This is a genomic window from Ruegeria sp. CL5 (genome assembly GCF_056536485.1).
This window is the reverse complement of sequence record NZ_JBQFPS010000001.1, coordinates 604397-619634: the sequence shown is the minus strand read 5'-3', so window position 1 is coordinate 619634 and position 15238 is coordinate 604397. Positions and strand designations below refer to the sequence as shown.

16 protein-coding genes are annotated in these 15238 nt (G+C 56.4%); 2 read left to right on the top strand and 14 right to left on the bottom strand.

Translation table 11 applies throughout. From position 1 onward, the window contains the following. Window positions 1-762, top strand: a complete 762-nt coding sequence (locus ACR0IU_RS03015) for a trypsin-like serine peptidase (RefSeq protein ID WP_480715199.1) — start codon at window positions 1-3, stop codon at window positions 760-762. Between the two features lie 2 nt (window positions 763-764). On the opposite strand, the gene ACR0IU_RS03010 is transcribed toward ACR0IU_RS03015, so the two are convergent. The 5 genes from ACR0IU_RS03010 to ACR0IU_RS02990 all read right to left on the bottom strand — a co-directional run bounded on the left by ACR0IU_RS03010 (window position 765) and on the right by ACR0IU_RS02990 (window position 6810). Next, a complete protein-coding gene (locus ACR0IU_RS03010) occupies window positions 765-1964 on the bottom strand; it encodes a DegT/DnrJ/EryC1/StrS family aminotransferase (protein WP_480715198.1) in 1200 nt (399 codons plus the stop codon). 112 nt (window positions 1965-2076) lie between these two features. Then, on the bottom strand, window positions 2077-3381 hold the full coding sequence (locus ACR0IU_RS03005; RefSeq protein WP_480715197.1) for an NAD(P)/FAD-dependent oxidoreductase: 1305 nt from the start codon (window positions 3379-3381) through the stop codon (window positions 2077-2079). 12 nt (window positions 3382-3393) lie between these two features. After that, entirely contained in the window at window positions 3394-4752 is a 1359-nt protein-coding gene (locus ACR0IU_RS03000; RefSeq protein WP_170731847.1) for a glutamine synthetase family protein, read from the bottom strand. Next, complete coding sequence (locus tag ACR0IU_RS02995) at window positions 4752-5432, bottom strand: type 1 glutamine amidotransferase (RefSeq protein WP_480715196.1); 681 nt, start codon at window positions 5430-5432, stop codon at window positions 4752-4754. The genes ACR0IU_RS03000 and ACR0IU_RS02995 overlap by 1 nt, the downstream gene beginning before the upstream one ends. A 58-nt stretch (window positions 5433-5490) precedes the next feature. Beyond that, window positions 5491-6810 (bottom strand): glutamine synthetase family protein, encoded by a 1320-nt coding sequence (locus tag ACR0IU_RS02990; RefSeq protein WP_480715195.1) that lies wholly within the window; start codon window positions 6808-6810, stop codon window positions 5491-5493. A 211-nt stretch (window positions 6811-7021) separates the two neighbouring features. Between ACR0IU_RS02990 and ACR0IU_RS02985 the strand changes: the two genes are divergently transcribed. Beyond that, window positions 7022-7831 carry a M90 family metallopeptidase gene (locus tag ACR0IU_RS02985; RefSeq protein ID WP_480715194.1) on the top strand — a complete coding sequence of 270 codons (810 nt, stop codon included), beginning with the start codon at window positions 7022-7024 and terminating at the stop codon, window positions 7829-7831. On the opposite strand, the gene ACR0IU_RS02980 is transcribed toward ACR0IU_RS02985, so the two are convergent. The 9 genes from ACR0IU_RS02980 to ACR0IU_RS02940 form a co-directional block, all read right to left on the bottom strand. Next, window positions 7828-8634, bottom strand: a complete 807-nt coding sequence (locus ACR0IU_RS02980) for an ABC transporter permease (protein ID WP_010439160.1) — start codon at window positions 8632-8634, stop codon at window positions 7828-7830. The genes ACR0IU_RS02985 and ACR0IU_RS02980 overlap by 4 nt on opposite strands. Then, entirely contained in the window at window positions 8631-9518 is an 888-nt protein-coding gene (locus ACR0IU_RS02975; RefSeq protein ID WP_029621742.1) for an ABC transporter permease, read from the bottom strand. The genes ACR0IU_RS02980 and ACR0IU_RS02975 overlap by 4 nt, the downstream gene beginning before the upstream one ends. Before the next feature lie 75 nt (window positions 9519-9593). Continuing rightward, a complete protein-coding gene (locus tag ACR0IU_RS02970; protein WP_010439165.1) occupies window positions 9594-10307 on the bottom strand; it encodes a transporter substrate-binding domain-containing protein in 714 nt (237 codons plus the stop codon). 31 nt (window positions 10308-10338) lie between these two features. Further along, on the bottom strand, window positions 10339-11115 hold the full coding sequence (locus ACR0IU_RS02965) for an ABC transporter ATP-binding protein (protein WP_010439167.1): 777 nt from the start codon (window positions 11113-11115) through the stop codon (window positions 10339-10341). A 465-nt stretch (window positions 11116-11580) separates the two neighbouring features. Beyond that, window positions 11581-12471, bottom strand: a complete 891-nt coding sequence (locus tag ACR0IU_RS02960; protein WP_480715193.1) for a DUF2950 family protein — start codon at window positions 12469-12471, stop codon at window positions 11581-11583. 1 nt (window position 12472) lies between these two features. After that, on the bottom strand, window positions 12473-13774 hold the full coding sequence (locus ACR0IU_RS02955) for a DUF3300 domain-containing protein (RefSeq protein WP_480715192.1): 1302 nt from the start codon (window positions 13772-13774) through the stop codon (window positions 12473-12475). A gap of 214 nt (window positions 13775-13988) precedes the next feature. Next, a complete protein-coding gene (locus ACR0IU_RS02950; RefSeq protein WP_170770322.1) occupies window positions 13989-14426 on the bottom strand; it encodes a tellurite resistance TerB family protein in 438 nt (145 codons plus the stop codon). Window positions 14427-14447: 21 nt separating this feature from the next. Then, window positions 14448-14897, bottom strand: coding sequence for a tellurite resistance TerB family protein (locus ACR0IU_RS02945; RefSeq protein ID WP_170469179.1), 450 nt, complete (start codon window positions 14895-14897; stop codon window positions 14448-14450). Window positions 14898-14938: 41 nt separating this feature from the next. Next, entirely contained in the window at window positions 14939-15232 is a 294-nt protein-coding gene (locus ACR0IU_RS02940) for a DUF1330 domain-containing protein (protein WP_170469182.1), read from the bottom strand. Window positions 15233-15238: the final 6 nt, after the last annotated feature.

The following is a 15238-nucleotide window of genomic DNA, read 5'->3' as shown; positions in this document are numbered from 1 at the left end:
ATGCGCTGGCTGTTTGTGCTGTGCGCGGTGCTTTGGGCATCCCAGACTGCAGCACAAGGGCAGTTCACGTCGATCTGGGAACCTGTCTGCACATTAGGACAGGATTCCGCTGCGGGCTGCGATGAAATCCGCGCGCGCGAAATTCTGGACGCTTCGACTGAACCTTGGCGCGCGATAGGGCGCGTCAACTTTGCCAGTCGTAGCCAACGGTCGCACTGCACGGGCGTTCTTGTCGCCGAACATTTGGTTCTGACCGCAGCGCATTGTCTGTTCAACACTGCCCGTCAGCGCTGGATCCCTCCTGGCAGCATCCGCTTTGCTGCGGGGTATCAACGCGGTGAGGCCATTGCTGTCTCATCCGTCGCTGCCTACCGACTTGATGCAGAGCAGGGTGTTGGAGGTCGTTTCAACAATCGCGCTGATCTGGATTGGGCCGTATTGGAGCTGGACCAACCGATTGGAGCTCAGCTGGGCTTTTTCCCAATTTCCCAGACAGCTGAGAGGGGCGGTTCGGTCGTAGGGTATCCCGGATTACGCCCGCATGTGCTGAGTCTAACGGGCTCATGTGCCCCAAACCCGTCAGGTGATGGGCTTTTCCATGGGATTTGCCCGGTCATGATGGGAGATTCTGGTGCACCGTTCCTCGTACAAACCGATGCGGGCCTCGCCGTTGCAGGAATACTATCGCGTATTGCACCAACCCCCGATGGGATTGATGCATTGTTTCTGTCAATACAGGAGTTCGATCTGGGCAGGCGTTAGAGTTAGGTGCCATAAACCGGCATCGGACCAACAACTTCACCAATCGAGGCCAGTAGGATGTCGCCAATGACGTCCAGCTCTTCGCGTGTCAGGCGCACAGGCAGGCGCACATCACAGGCCTTCATCAACATTGCGCAGGTCTGCGGCAGATCAAACTGCTCGGGTAGGAACTGCCAGTTCCAGAAGGCGCGGGCATTGTCCTGACTCATGCCAAACACCTGCACTTTGACGCCACGCGCTTCGGCAGCAGCGGCGAAGGCGCGAATTTCTTCGTCGTTAAGGTCAACCAGATTGAACTGGATTGAATCCGGTGCGCGCTGCTCGGGTGCTAGCGGGGCAGGGACATCGAAATAGGGCGACGTGTTCAGACGATCAGCCACATAGTCATGGTTTGCCAGCCCGTCCCGCACGCGGCGCGCCAGTTCGGGAATCTGAGGACGGATCACTGCGGCGCTGAGGTTGCTCATGCGCAGATTGTACAGTGGCAACCGGTTCTGCCAGCGGGCAAAGGCCTGTTCCAGCTCGGGCGAACCTGAGTGCTTTTTCCAGTTATGCTCGTACGCACCCGACATAATGACCGCCTGAGCAACCAGATCAGCATCATCGCTGACCAGAATGCCACCTTCACCGGCGTTGATCATCTTGTAGGATTGGAACGAGAAGCAGCCGACCTTGCCGATGGTGCCAATATTGCGCCCATGCCATGTGGTACCCAATGAGTGGGCTGCATCTTCGATCACCGGGATATCGCGTGCGTCACACAGCTCCATGATGGCGTCCATATCCGAAGTATGACCGCGCATGTGGCTGATGATCACCGCCTGCACGCTGTCGAGCTTGGCGGCGAAGTCGGCCATATCGACGCGATAATTGTCGCCGACTTCGCACAGAACCGGAATGCAATCCGCGTGCACGATTGAAGACGGCACGGCCGCAAAGGTAAATCCGGGAATCAGAACCCGCGCATCGCGGGGTAAGCCCAACGCTTTGAGCGACAGAAATAGCGCTGCGGAACAGGACGAAACAGCGAGCGCGTATTTCGTGCCGAGTAGTTCTGCGAACTCTGTTTCCAGCAGGGCGACAGGCGCATCCTGCGGTGCGGTATAGCGGAACAGATCACCAGATTGCATCAGGGCGTCGATGGCGTCTCGGGCGGCTGCGGGGATGGGTTCGGCGTCATGAACGTTGGGTACAAGCGTCATATTTGGATTTCCCGAATTTTATCTTTGGGAAATATAAATTCGATGCACAGACAAGCCAAGTCCCAATTCGCATCGTCAGCGAGATTTCACCAATTCGTCGTATTGGTTGTGTTCAGATACCCAGCCTGTCGCGCATCGCGTACCAAGTCATCGCCAAGACCAACAGGGGCGTTCGCAATGCGGGTCCACCAGGGAATGGCAGCGCAGGAACGCGGGCCATGGTATCAAACCCCTCAGCCTGTCCCTGAATCGCCAGTGCCATGAGTTGCCCCGCATGGGTCGCAGTGCCAACGCCGTGACCGGAATAACCCGAGGCGGACAGGATATTCGGTGCGATCCGGGCGAGGTAAGGCATACGCCGCATGGTGATACCGAGGGTTCCACCCCAGGCATAGTCAATCTTGACGTCTCGCAGATGCGGGTAAATCTCGGTCATCGGTTTGCGCACCTTGGCGGCGATGTCCTCCGGGAAACGATAACCATAGCTTTCGCCGCCCCCAAACAGCAGCCTTCCATCTGCACTTAACCGGAAGTAGTTCACCACGAATTTCGTGTCAGCAACGGCGATATCCTTGGCCAATAACTTTTGCGTCTCAGCGCCCAGTGGTTCGGTTGCCGCGATGAAATTGTTGATGGGCATCACGCGCGATGCAACTTGCCGGTTCAGATCGCCGAGATATCCGTTGCAGGCCAGAATAACGTGATCTGCGGTGATCTTGCCTTTTTCCGTGCGCACAGTCACGCGAGCGCCCTGATCGATGCCAAGAACCTCGGTGTCTTCATGCAGTCGTAACCCCGCTCCGACCGCGGCGCGCGCAAGGCCAAGCGCATAGTTCAACGGATGCAAATGCGCCGCACCATTGTCCAGATACCCACCCGCATAGGCAGGTGAGGGACAAAGCCCGCGCGCGGCATCGGCGTCCAGGGCTTCGATTTGGTCGTATTTGTATCTGCCCGACAGATGCGCCGCATGATTATGTAGCTCAGCGCGCTCCGAGTCGTTGAAGCCCAGAACCGCAATTCCTGGCTTCAGATCGCAGTCGATCTTGTGCTTCGAGATCAGAGATTTGACCAGATCCTTTGCATCTTCGGCCAGATCCCAAAGCTTTAAGGCGTCGTCATCGCCGACGAGCCGCTCAAGATCCTCTTGATCCATCCGCTGTGCGCTGCCCAGTTGGCCTCCGTTGCGACCCGAAGCGCCAAAGCCCACGCGGTGAGCTTCGAGCAGGACAACATCGAACCCGGCCTCGACCAAATGCAATGCGGCCGAAAGGCCTGTATATCCGCCCCCGACAATGCAGACGTCTGCGGTGTGGTCGCCTTCAAGTGCCGGATAACGGTCGAATGGATGCGCAGTCGCGGCGTACCAGCTCGGCGGGTACTCCGCCTTGCGATCATTGGAATACAGCAGGTTCATCGCGTCGTTGCCTTAGACGTTCATCAGCAGATGCTCGCGTTCCCATGGGGAAATGACCTGCAGGAACTCTTCGTACTCAGCACGCTTGACGATGCCGTAGACGCGGGCGAATTCAGGACCCAGAACTTCGTGCAGGGCGGTGGCTTCATCAAACAAGTCCAGGGCTTCACCCATGATCTGAGGGATATCGCCGTCGCCTTCGTAGGCGTCGCCGTAGAATTGGCGGCGAGGGCGTTCTTGCTGAGTCAGCCCTAAATAGCCACAGGCCAGTGACAATGCGATGCCCAGATATGGGTTGCAGTCCATGCCTGCGATGCGATTCTCGACCCGGCGTGCCTCGGGGCCGGACAGAGGTACGCGAATGCCGGTTGTGCGGTTGTCGCGCGCCCACTCAAGATTGATCGGCGCCGCATGGTCTTTGACGTAGCGGCGATAAGAATTCACATACGGCGCCATCACCGCCAGCCCTGCGGGCAGGTGGTTCTGTAAGCCGGCGATGAAGTTGTAGAAGGCGTCCGTTTCTCCGCCCTGAGGGCCCGAGAAAATATTCTGACCCGTTTCCATATCGATAATCGAGTGATGGATGTGCATGGCCGAGCCCGGCTCATCCTCGATTGGTTTCGCCATGAATGTTGCAAAGCAGTTGTGACGCAGGGCGGCTTCGCGGATCAGACGTTTGAAGTAAAATACCTCATCGGCCAGTTTTACAGGATCGCCATGGCGCAGATTGATCTCCAACTGCCCGGCCCCGCCTTCTTGCGTGATCCCATCGATTTCAAACCCCTGAAACTCGGCAAAGTCGTAGATGTCGTCGATCACCGGCCCGAACTCATCGACCGCCGTCATCGAATAGGCCTGCCGCGCCGCCGCCGGACGGCCCGAGCGGCCCATCATCGGCTTGATCCCTTGCGCCGGGTCTACATTCGGCGCGACAAGGAAAAATTCCATCTCAGGGGCGACAACTGGCTTCCATCCTTTGTCATGGTACATCTTCACAACGCGTTTAAGCACATTGCGCGGGCTGAAGGGGATCGGTTCCCCATCCCGGTCGAACGCGTCGTGAATCACCTGCAACGTCCAGTCACCCGTCCAGGGTGCGGCGGACGCAGTTGAGAAATCGGGCTTCAGGATCATGTCGCGTTCAATGAAACCATCTTCACCTGCGGCTTCGCCCCAATCCCCAGTAATGGTTTGGTAGAAAATACTGTCAGGTAGATGAAAATAGGATTGCTTTGCGAATTTCGACGCAGGGACCGCCTTGCCACGGGCGATGCCGGGCAGGTCAGAGATGATGCATTCAACCTCATCCAGCCGTTTGCCTTCGAAATAGGTGCGTGCCGCCTCAGGCAGCTGATCTGTCCAGTCGGCCATCAGGCCCTCGCTTTCTTTAGGAACTCCGCCATGTGGTGGCCGATTTTGGCATTATCATCCGGGGCATCATGCCGGTTCGCCGCCGCCTGCATCAAGGCATCAGGAACCACGCCTCTACCTCGGGTCTCCATCAAGCCCTGAATGAAGTCATTTCCATATTCAGGATGGGCCTGCACGGTCCAGATCGTATCGCCATAGGTGACCATGGCGTTTTGGCAAAAGTCATTCGTGCCAGTGACCACAGCGCCTTCGGGCAGTTGGGTCACCTGATCCTGATGCCATGCGTTCAGAGTGACGGTCTGGTCGCCAAAGCGATAGTCCGTACGACCAACCGCCCAGCCGCCATAGAATTTTTCCACTTTACCACCAAGGGCTTGCGCGATGATCTGGTGGCCAAAGCAAACGCCGATTAGCGGGTTTCCGGTTTTCTGAATATCCCGGATCAATTGTTCGAGCGGTGGTATCCACGGGTGATCTTCGTAGGCACCATGGCGTGAGCCCGTGATGACCCATCCATCCGCCTGATGTGCGTCCTCAGGAAACTCGCCATCGACGACTGCATATGTCTGGAATTCGAAGCCGTTCCCGCCCAGCAATGCACGAAACATTCCATCATATTCCCCGAATTGATCATACAATTCGTCGGGTGGGTGGCCGGTTACAAGGATGCCGATTTTCATAGTTCACCAAATTTGATCAAATTTATTCTAACGGAGCAGAACGAGGCGGGCAAGAGGCTCATACGCTCTCAAGATAGCTAAGCCAGTGGCTTTCTGGGGCCCGCTCTGCGAAGCGCGCGATTTCCTGACGTTTTGTCATCGCCATGTTGCGGATCAGGTCAGCAGGGAAGATGCGCGCAACCAACGGGTCTGTCTCAAATGCGGAAATTGCCGAGGACCAGTCGGGAGCAAGCTGCGGAAGGTCTGCAACCTCATAAGCATTTCCGGATATCGGAGCAGGTGGCTGCAAGCCGTCCTCTATACCAAGCAGCGCGGCACCTAGCACGGCGGCCAGCATGAGATAGGGGTTGATGTCTCCCCCAGCGACGCGATGTTCGATCCGTCGGGCGGCAGGGGCTCCGCCCGGAATGCGCAGGGCGGCTGTGCGGTTCTCATAGGCCCAACTGGCACCAGTGGGGGCGTGCGCGCCGGGTACAAGCCGTGTGTAAGAGTTTCCGTGCGGCGCGAAGATCAGGGTTGAGCCGGACATCGCGGCCAGACATCCCGCAACTGCTGAGCGCAGCAATTCGGTGCCTTTGGGCCCACCGTCGTCAAAGATATTTTGGCCATCAGCGTCGATAACCGAGAAGTGCACATGCATCCCGTTGCCAGCATCCTCGGCGTAAGGCTTGGCCATGAAGGACGCAGTGAATCCGTGTTTTCGTGCAAGTCCTCGGGCCAACACCTTGAAAAGCCACGTATCATCCGCGCACCGAAGCGCGTCCTGATGGTTCAGGTTGATCTCGAACTGACCGACACCGCCTTCGGATATTGCGGTTTGAGCCGGGATACCCATCGCGGCGCAACCATCATAAAGATCGGTAAAGAACGCATCGAATGCATCCATCTCGGCCATGCATAAAATGGCATCATCGCTAAGGCGGCGGCCGGTGATCGGGTTGAGCGGGGGTGTTGGTTGCGTGCCCGACGAGTCCAGCAGAGTGAACTCAAGCTCAGTCGCCGCGACCACGGACCAGCCGCGCTGGGCATAGCGACCAAGCACTGCGGAGAGGGCGTGGCGCGGATCGCCAAAGAAGGGCGTATGCTCATCATCATACAGGCACATCGGCACGAGGGCACTGGGCGTGTCGAGCCATGGCATGGGCACTGGACCACGCTCTGTCGGATACAAAACGCCATCGGCATCACCGCTTTCGAAGACCAACGGGCTGCCTTCGATATCAGCGCCCCAGAGATCGACATTGAGCGCTGAGAATGGCATGCGAACAGCACCCTTATCCAGCTTGCTGGCATAGGAGGGCGGCACGCGTTTGCCGCGCATCTGTCCGTTCAGGTCACAGGCGGCGACGCGAAATGTGTGCAGGGCGCTCAGGTCCATTTAGGGCTCCGTGGATTTGTCACGAGAGGTTTAAATCAGGATTGGCGCGTTGTCACGAAATTTGATCAAATTACGATTCAACGCTTTTTGCGATGAGAACCGAAACTGTAAATCTTCCAGCTTGTACAGGGATCAAAACCGCTTTCTTCCGAGTTGTCCAACATTCAGGCACCTGATTGTGCCTGGCGCGGTGATCCCTATAGTCTCGGGTATGTTCATCTTTCTTACTATTGCGTTACTGGTCGCAGGCGGGATCGGCTATTACCTCTGGTCCAAAAAACAGGCCCGCGCGGCGCTGCTGGCGACCCATCTGACCTCGCATCAGGGTGAAATTATCGAACAACAGGTGCCCATCATCCGGCGGCTACCCGCCTCATTGCGCAGCCACCTGGATGGCAAAGTGAATCTGTTTCTGGATCAGGTCAGCTTTTACGGCTGCGACGGGCTGGAAGTGACCGAAGAGATGGAGCTGTCGATTGCGGCGCAGGCCTGTCTTCTCGTGATCAACAGCGATCTTTGGTATGACAATCTGACGACCATTCTGATCTATCCCAATGCGTTCAAGTCAAAGCAGCAGCGACGCTCGGGTTATGTAGTCTCGGAGAAAGAGATCGTACGAACCGGAGAAAGCTGGGATCGCGGGCCGGTCATTTTGTCATGGGCACACAGCCGGCAGGGCGCGCTGGATGATCGCGATGGGCAGAATGTGGTGCTACATGAATTTGCGCATCAGATTGATGATCTGTCCGGAGGTACGAATGGTGTGCCGATCCTGAGCGAAGGGCAGAGTTTTGCCGAATGGGAAAAGGTTTTCCTGACCGCCTATGACGCGCATGTCCACGCTGTTGAGAGCGGGCGGCACACGGTAATCGACCCCTATGGTGCGACGGGGCATGAAGAGTTCTTTGCGGTCTCGGTCGAAGTATTCTTCGAACGCCCCCGTGCGTTGAAGCACGAGGTGCCAGAAGTCTACGAGCAGCTTTCGAAACTGTTCCGACTCAATCCAGTGGACTGGGCTTAGCGGGCAAGGTTCAGGCGGAACCGCATCTTTGCTTTTCGCTCTGCTGGCAGGTGGCGGTTCAAGCGTTTGTTGATCATGCCAAACCCCCAAACGATCACCAGCGTCAACAGGATGAAATAGAATGCCAGAATCGGGTAGGGGATGAACGGGTTGAACGTCTTGTCCGCGAAATAGCTGGCGTAGTACAGCGCATCGCCCCTTTGCTGCCAGGCCGGGAAGGCCGAGAAGAAGACCAGCGTAGTTGCGTGGAACAGAAAGATCGCCTCGTTCGTATAGGCGGGCCATGCCAGCCGCAGCATGGTGGGCCAGACGATGCGGCGGAACCGGGACCAGCCCGACATGCCGTAGGCATCTGCCGCTTCGATGTCTCCCTTGGGGATCGAGCGTAGGGCGCCATAAAAGATCTCGCCCGAATAGGCGGCTGTGTTCAGGAACAGCACAATCAGGGCGCCCAGCCAAGCCGAGGTCAGAGCGTCGAACATCGGGTAAGTTTTCTTCAGCGACAAGAAGAAGAAATATGCAAAGAAGAACTGAATGAAGAGCGGCGACCCCCGGAACAGGAAGATGAACCACTCGGACGGTTTGCGCAGCCATTTGTTGGTGGATGCTTTTCCAACGGCTAGCGCAGTGGCCAAAAAGAACCCGGTCGCCAGCGCCATCGCGCCGAAATAGACGTTCCAGATCATACCCGAGCCGATCAGGGTAAACTGCTCACACAATGTGAAATCGGTCTTGGGCAGAAGGCGTTCACCGAAGCCAAGCGAACGGAGGCCATAATCCTGTATGGTCTGGATGCAGCTCATGCGGTGGTCTCCTTACGCAGAAGCTCGCCGCCTGATGTGGCCTGACCGTGGGACAGGCGACGCATCAGTTTTTCAAGCCCGAGTTCCGAGAAACGCGTCATGCCAAGGTAGAAGATCAGCAATCCAAGGAAGTACCACATGCGCCAATCGCCATGGGGGTACTGCGTGAATTTCGAAGTTTTTGTGCCGCCCAATTCGCGGGCCCAATAAACGATATCTTCGACCCCCAGCAGGAACAGCAGGGGGGTCGCCTTGATCAACACCATCCACAGGTTGGACAGACCGGGCAGGGCATAAACCCACATTTGAGGAACAAGGATTTTCCAGAATGTCTGGCGTCGGGTCATGCCGTAGGCTTCTGCCGTTTCCAGCTGCGCATGCGGCACGGCGCGCATGCCGCCGAACAAGACGTTGGCAGCGAAAGCGCCGAACACAATGGAAAATGTGATGACCGCGAGGAAAAAGCCGTAGGTTTCGTGCACCCATTCAGGGGCGCTGCCCAGTGGTAGTTTGGCGGCCTGACAGACGAGGAAATCGTTGCCCTGACGGATCGGATCGGTCCAGTCGGGGCAGAGAATCTTGTGTCTTACCCACTCAAAACCCTGATCCAGAGCGATCACGAAGAACATGAAAAAAGCAATATCGGGCACGCCGCGTACTATCGCGATATACCCTTTGCCCAACCAGCTAACCGGCGGGATATGTGAGCGCGCTGCCATGGCTCCGACAAAGCCAAAACCCAATGCAACCGGGGCGGTGACCGCCAGCAAGGCCAGCACCTTGAGGAATGAGGCGTAGAACGACCAGTGGACACCGTTGGTCAGGTAGCATGAGAACCAACGGAATGTACCCAGCGTATCGGGATCGGAGCAGTACGAGAAAATGGCGGGCCTCTTAGACTGGCAAGGGCGCTGCAGCGACGCGCCCAGCGTTCAGGGCGCGCCACTTGGATCATCAGATCAGAAGGTCGAGGACACTTCCCACTTGGTGATCAGCTCGTTCAGGCTGCCATCGTCCTTCATGGATTGGATCGCTGCGTTGAACTTTTCTTTCAGTTCACCGTCCGATTCACGGATGCCCATGCCGACGCCACCGCCTAGCGGTACGTCATCGGCAACAAATTTCAGCTCACCGTCTTCTTCGACGATCGGTGCGAGGAAGGATTTGTCAGCCAGCACAGCATCGGCTTCGCCGTTGCGGACGGCTGCGATGGTTTCTTCAGGGCTGGCGAATTCGACCAGAGTTGCACCGGATTCAGCAATGTAACCCGCCTGAATGGTCCCGGTCTGAGCCGCGACAACTCCACCTGCGACGTCAACGTCATCGGACAGCGCAACATAGGCAGACGGATCCGGTGGTGTATAGTTCTGGGTGAAGTCGATGACTTCGTCCCGCTCGTCGGTGATCGACATACCAGCGATGATCACGTCATAGTTGCCTGACACCAAGTTCGGAATGATCGAATCCCAGTCGTTCTTGACCCATTCGCATTCCAGATTCGCGCGCTTGCACAGCTCATCGCCCAGTTCACGTTCGAAACCGTCGATCTCGCCCGCGTCGTTGATGAAGTTCCAAGGCGCATAGGCGCCCTCGGTGCCCATGCGCACGGTATCGGCCATGGCGATACCGGCGGTCAGCGCCAGTGCTGCAGTGGTCAGAATCAGGTTTTTCATTGTTACTCCCCTTATTGGTTCTGTCCGTTGATTAAGCCGCCTGAGTGGCGGAGAGAAAGCCCTGAAGCCGTTCGGATTCAGGGGTGGTGAATAGATCTTCTGGCAGGCCCTCTTCTTCAATCAGGCCCTGATGCAGGAAGACGACGTGGCTCGAGATATCCGCAGCCATCTTCATGTCGTGGGTCACGATGATCATGGTGCGGCCTTCCGCAGCCAGATCCTTGATCACCTTGATCACTTCCTGTTCCAGTTCGGGATCGAGCGCCGAGGTCGGTTCATCGAACAGCAGCGCCTGCGGTTCCATGCACAGCCCCCGCGCTATGGCGGCGCGCTGTTGCTGTCCGCCCGATAGCTGTGCCGGATAAACATCGCATTTGTCGCCGATGCCGACCTTTTCCAGATACCTGCGAGCGCTGTCCTCAACCTCAGACCGATCTCGGCCCAGAACGGTGACGGGGGCCTCCATCACGTTTTGCAGGATGGTCATATGCGCCCACAGATTAAACTGCTGAAACACCATCGACAGATTGGTGCGGATGCGTAGCACCTGTTTGGGGTCGGCTGGACGACGGTGATTGTGGCTGCCGGTCCAGCGGACTGGTTCGCCTTTGAACAGAATCTCGCCTTCTTGGCTGTCTTCCAACAGGTTGCAGCAGCGTAATAGGGTGGATTTCCCCGAGCCTGAAGACCCGATCAGCGAGACAACGTCGCCGCGATGCGCGGTGATATCCACGCCCTTGAGCACCTCAAGTTGGCCAAAGCTTTTGTGAAGGTTCTTGATCTCGATGACGGGAGCGGCGTCTGTCACGGGCTGTCCAGATATGATTGGTGTTGGTGCGGTAATAGGGCTGAAAAATCGGGCTAATGCAATGCGCAAATAACAAGTTCACGCTGAGAAATAGCCAATTTGGCCAATGACGCTGTCAGAATTGTCAGTTGGTTGGGCGATTTGCGTGCCGTTAGGGCGAATAGACAGGTAAGCTTATGAGATTTGCAGTGACGGTTCTCAGGCTTTCGACACCACCATCATATGAACGATATCCAATGCCAACATTGCGGACTTTTCAGTCATTCAGTCGAAACGTGTGAAGGCAGAAGAATGGATCAAATCGTAAGATGGGCAATTTGCTCGAAGTCACAATGGGTGTTGCAAGAGCGATCCAAGCTGAACCTATTCGGGTACACGTAACCATCGAACTGAAGCTTGTCACACAAACCGCAAATAGTGGCCTCAGCAAAGCGATGAGCTTAAGCGACACTTTCAATCCAAATATTACTCGACCGGTGACCAATTCGTGTCTGGATCATAAGCAGAAATTTCAGATGCAATACTGAGTGTCTCTGGGCCAAAATCTGCCTCGTAGACTATGCCGTTTTCGCCCACCAGAAAGGAATGAATACCAGTTTCTCCGTAGTCTGCCGGTATTGCCAGCAAGGCATGTCCTGCAACAAAGTGATCCCCGACGAAATAGGGGTAGGCACCCCCTGGAGCGTTAGGGCCCTGCTCTTGCAGGATTGTGTAATAATAGCCAAGAAACGGTTCGGCTTCATAGTCAACCTGACCGTCACTCCACCCCGAAGCTGCGGCGCGGGCAAGCGCTGCACCGACAAAGCTGTCTTTTCCAGGCCAGAAGAGACCGTTCTGCTCTTCCGGATCGGAAATGATCGTCTGAGCGAATTCCATAACGCCATTCCCGTTATGGTCCACAAGACGGAAAGCTGCCTGCAGGTCAACATAGGCCTCAAGCAATTCGATCACTTCCAACTCATTCAAGCCTATTTCACGAGCTGAAAGTTCCTCGATCCCAGCCTCCAGGTCAAAGCGCCAACCGTCATCTTTACGCAGAATTGGGATAGGAAAAGGCCAACCGTCTTCACCTAGAAGAAGTACAACGCCATCGTCCTCAGGCCGGAAACGATACCCCTCGGCATACATGCCAAGCACTTCCTGCCTTCTTTCTTGATCTTCCGTCGGATCACCCGTTCCAACCAGATCCTCGGCTTCAGGCCCGAAAATTTCGATCAGCTTGCTCTGATCATTAGCCTTCAACGCATCAACAAAAGCATCCAGTGCGGTTTGCGGCGTATCAAATCTGGCTCCTTCAGAGAGGGCCGGGCTTGTGGTCGCGGCAAGCAACAAAATTGAAAATACTGAGCTACGCACTTTACCGTCTCCGCTTGCCTTTAGCGGCGTGTCCACGCTTGGACGCGCTTTGAGTTCTGCTGCCGGACGCCTTTTTCTTCATCGCTTGCCCTTTTGATGCCGCGGGCTTGCGCTGCGTCGATGCGGCTTTCTTCGCTTGCGGCTTCTTGGCGGTCTGCGGTCTTTGTGCGACTGGCTTTTTCGCTGAATCGGGACGTTTGGTGCGATCAATGGCTTGTTGCTTTGCGGCAGCCTTGTCCCGATCAGCGTTGTTCCGGTTCGCCAAGGCACCGCCTGCTACAGCCCCTGCACCCGCACCGACTGCGGCTGCAGCCGCCCCGCGGTCCCGGCTAATATCTGCAGCACCGGATTCTCGGCTCAACTTTGCACGCAGCTCATCCGTGCGACCGTCAGGACGGTTAACCGGCAAGTCGCTACGGCCACCTTCGGGTCTTTTGTGGTCCGCTATTTTGTTTCGGGCCTCCTGTTGCCGGTCAGGATCGGGGTTCCATCCGATATCCGTTCGGTCACCTAAATCTATATCATTGCCGATATTGACGTTGCCATCCACGTCTATGTCGATGTCTGGATTTCTATAAATCGGACCGCCGCCCCAGCCACCGCAATTTCGGCACCCCCAGTAGTCGTTCCAATCATCGTCGTCGTCGAAAATTTCGTCGATCAGGGCAACAGCGCCAAAAGTCAGTAGTGCTGCGCCCACAACATCCCCGGTTGACGGGCCAGTATAAATCGTCTCGGGATTGTATTGTGGAACGTATACCGTCTCGGGTTCTGTCGGTGTAATTACTACGTTGTCATCCTCAGACACTTCGACAGTTTGCTCGGGCCCTGAAACAAGAGCGCCGCTGTCAATTGCCTGATCCCGCATGACCTGCACCGCATCCATCACATCGTCGGACTGGGCCAACATGGCAGTGCCAACTGTCTCGGTCCAGTCGATATGGGTGGCCATCTGACCAACAACTTGGGGGAACGCCGTTGCCAACACACTGACAGAAGGATCCCATCCCATTGCATCGATTTCCGGTTCTAGTTCAACAGGGTCGCGGTCGGCGTTATCGAGCAAATACCGTTCAGCCTTAACAATTTCCAATGGCTGGGTTGCCGCGACAAATATCTGTATGAGTAACGTGTCGGGATAAAGAGCAACCGGGGCGACCAATGTCTGCAACTCAGCGTCAGTTAGCAGACTGGACGAGGTCGCCGAGGTATCATCTTTTGCCGCTACATCTTCGGACGACTCTTGCGTTAACGCTGAAGTAGATACGCAAATACCGAATGCAATTAATAGAAACCTAAACATATTGCGATCCTTCGATTTCTTGAAGGATCACCTAAGACTGCGATTCTGGCAACCGATCAGTCAATAAACGGTTGTGGGATAATAATCGACACCCGATCAAGTTTAAGCGATTGTCCGCTTCGGGCTCGAAGCCGACATCAACCTTTCTCAGCTCAGGTAAAATTATCCAGCAGCTTCGTAGTTGGGCTTTTCGCTTGGCCGTGCTGCAATTGGCTCAGGCCTTGGCTGCTTTTTGCCGTGCCAGTGCCGAATCCACGTCGCTGACACCCAACAGGCTTACGACGAGACGCAGCAGCGAATCCTCTTCTCCGCTGCGGTGTCCATCTGCCAATGCAACCGACCACATAGCCTGCACCACGGCTAGGCGATCATCATAGGCAATGGCCTCTTTGATGGCGCGGGTAAAGCGGACGGTGTCGGGGGCTTCGGCCTCAAGATCTTCAGCACGGGCGCGCAAGGCGGCGGCTTCGAACGGGGACAGGCCAAAACGTTCAGCCGAGATGCGGTCGATCCGGGCCATTTCGGTATCGGCATAGTCATTATCGGATCGTGCAATGCGCACCAACAAGGAGGTGAGGGCCAGACGGGCGTCATCTTCGACAAGCGGGTCGGGCTGCGGCTGCGTGAGCCGGGACAGGAAATCACTGAACATGGTCAAACATATAGAGGCTGCTCAAGTCGCTTCCAAGCGGCTTTGTATCCGTTCGCGTGCGGCCTTACTGTCGTTGAAGCTGAGACCCATGGCAATGCGGGCTTCTTCGACGATCTTGACTTCTCCTTCATCCGTATTGCCGTCGGCTAGCACCACCTCCCAAAGCGCGTCCAGAGCGGCCAGACGTTCGTTCAGATTGGTGGTTTCGCGGATCAGCTTGCCGAACGTGTCGGTTTCGGGGGCGGCTGCGTGCAGCTTCTCACAAGTGGCGCGGACCTTGGCGGCCTCAATCGCGTTGTGCTGGTAGAGACGCGCAAGGATGCGGTCGATCAGGCTGATCTCTTCCAGCTTATAGTCGCGATCGGCCTGTGCCACGCGCACCAGCAGCGCCCCCAAAGCCAGTTCGGCATCAGGATCGGGCAACTTGTCATGTTGCGGAGGCCGGAAGGCCTGGAAGAATTTTTTCAACATGAGGTCAAGATATTCCGTAATTCGAGGCGCGCCAAGCGGTGCTAGCCCTCATAGCCCTGAATAATAACAAGATCGGCGGTTGATACCGGATCACGAAGGGCTTTGGCGGCCTGATATCCTGCACTTTCATAACAGGCCAGGGCCTGTTCATAGCTGGGAAACTCGATCACGACTGTACGGGCGCGGGCTTTGCCCTCGACCTCGGTTCTTTCACCGCCACGCACCAGAAATTTGCCGCCATATTCGGCAAAAGGGGCCGCGTTGGCAGCGACATACGATTTGTAGGTTTCGATGTCGTCTACATCGACATGGGCGACCCAATAACCTCTGGCCACGGCAAT

Excerpts from the sequence above, each read along its gene's own strand:
- ACR0IU_RS03000 (WP_170731847.1), bottom strand. The coding sequence starts at position 4,752 with ATGGCCGACTGGACAGATCAGCTGCCTGAGGCGGCACGCACCTATTTC.
- ACR0IU_RS02945 (WP_170469179.1), bottom strand. The coding sequence starts at position 14,897 with ATGTTGAAAAAATTCTTCCAGGCCTTCCGGCCTCCGCAACATGACAAG.
- ACR0IU_RS03010 (WP_480715198.1), bottom strand. The coding sequence starts at position 1,964 with ATGACGCTTGTACCCAACGTTCATGACGCCGAACCCATCCCCGCAGCC.
- ACR0IU_RS02955 (WP_480715192.1), bottom strand. The coding sequence starts at position 13,774 with ATGTTTAGGTTTCTATTAATTGCATTCGGTATTTGCGTATCTACTTCA.
- ACR0IU_RS02995 (WP_480715196.1), bottom strand. The coding sequence starts at position 5,432 with ATGAAAATCGGCATCCTTGTAACCGGCCACCCACCCGACGAATTGTAT.
- ACR0IU_RS03005 (WP_480715197.1), bottom strand. The coding sequence starts at position 3,381 with ATGAACCTGCTGTATTCCAATGATCGCAAGGCGGAGTACCCGCCGAGC.
- ACR0IU_RS02990 (WP_480715195.1), bottom strand. The coding sequence starts at position 6,810 with ATGGACCTGAGCGCCCTGCACACATTTCGCGTCGCCGCCTGTGACCTG.
- ACR0IU_RS03015 (WP_480715199.1), top strand. The coding sequence starts at position 1 with ATGCGCTGGCTGTTTGTGCTGTGCGCGGTGCTTTGGGCATCCCAGACT.
- ACR0IU_RS02970 (WP_010439165.1), bottom strand. The coding sequence starts at position 10,307 with ATGAAAAACCTGATTCTGACCACTGCAGCACTGGCGCTGACCGCCGGT.
- ACR0IU_RS02980 (WP_010439160.1), bottom strand. The coding sequence starts at position 8,634 with ATGAGCTGCATCCAGACCATACAGGATTATGGCCTCCGTTCGCTTGGC.
- ACR0IU_RS02985 (WP_480715194.1), top strand. The coding sequence starts at position 7,022 with ATGTTCATCTTTCTTACTATTGCGTTACTGGTCGCAGGCGGGATCGGC.
- ACR0IU_RS02950 (WP_170770322.1), bottom strand. The coding sequence starts at position 14,426 with ATGTTCAGTGATTTCCTGTCCCGGCTCACGCAGCCGCAGCCCGACCCG.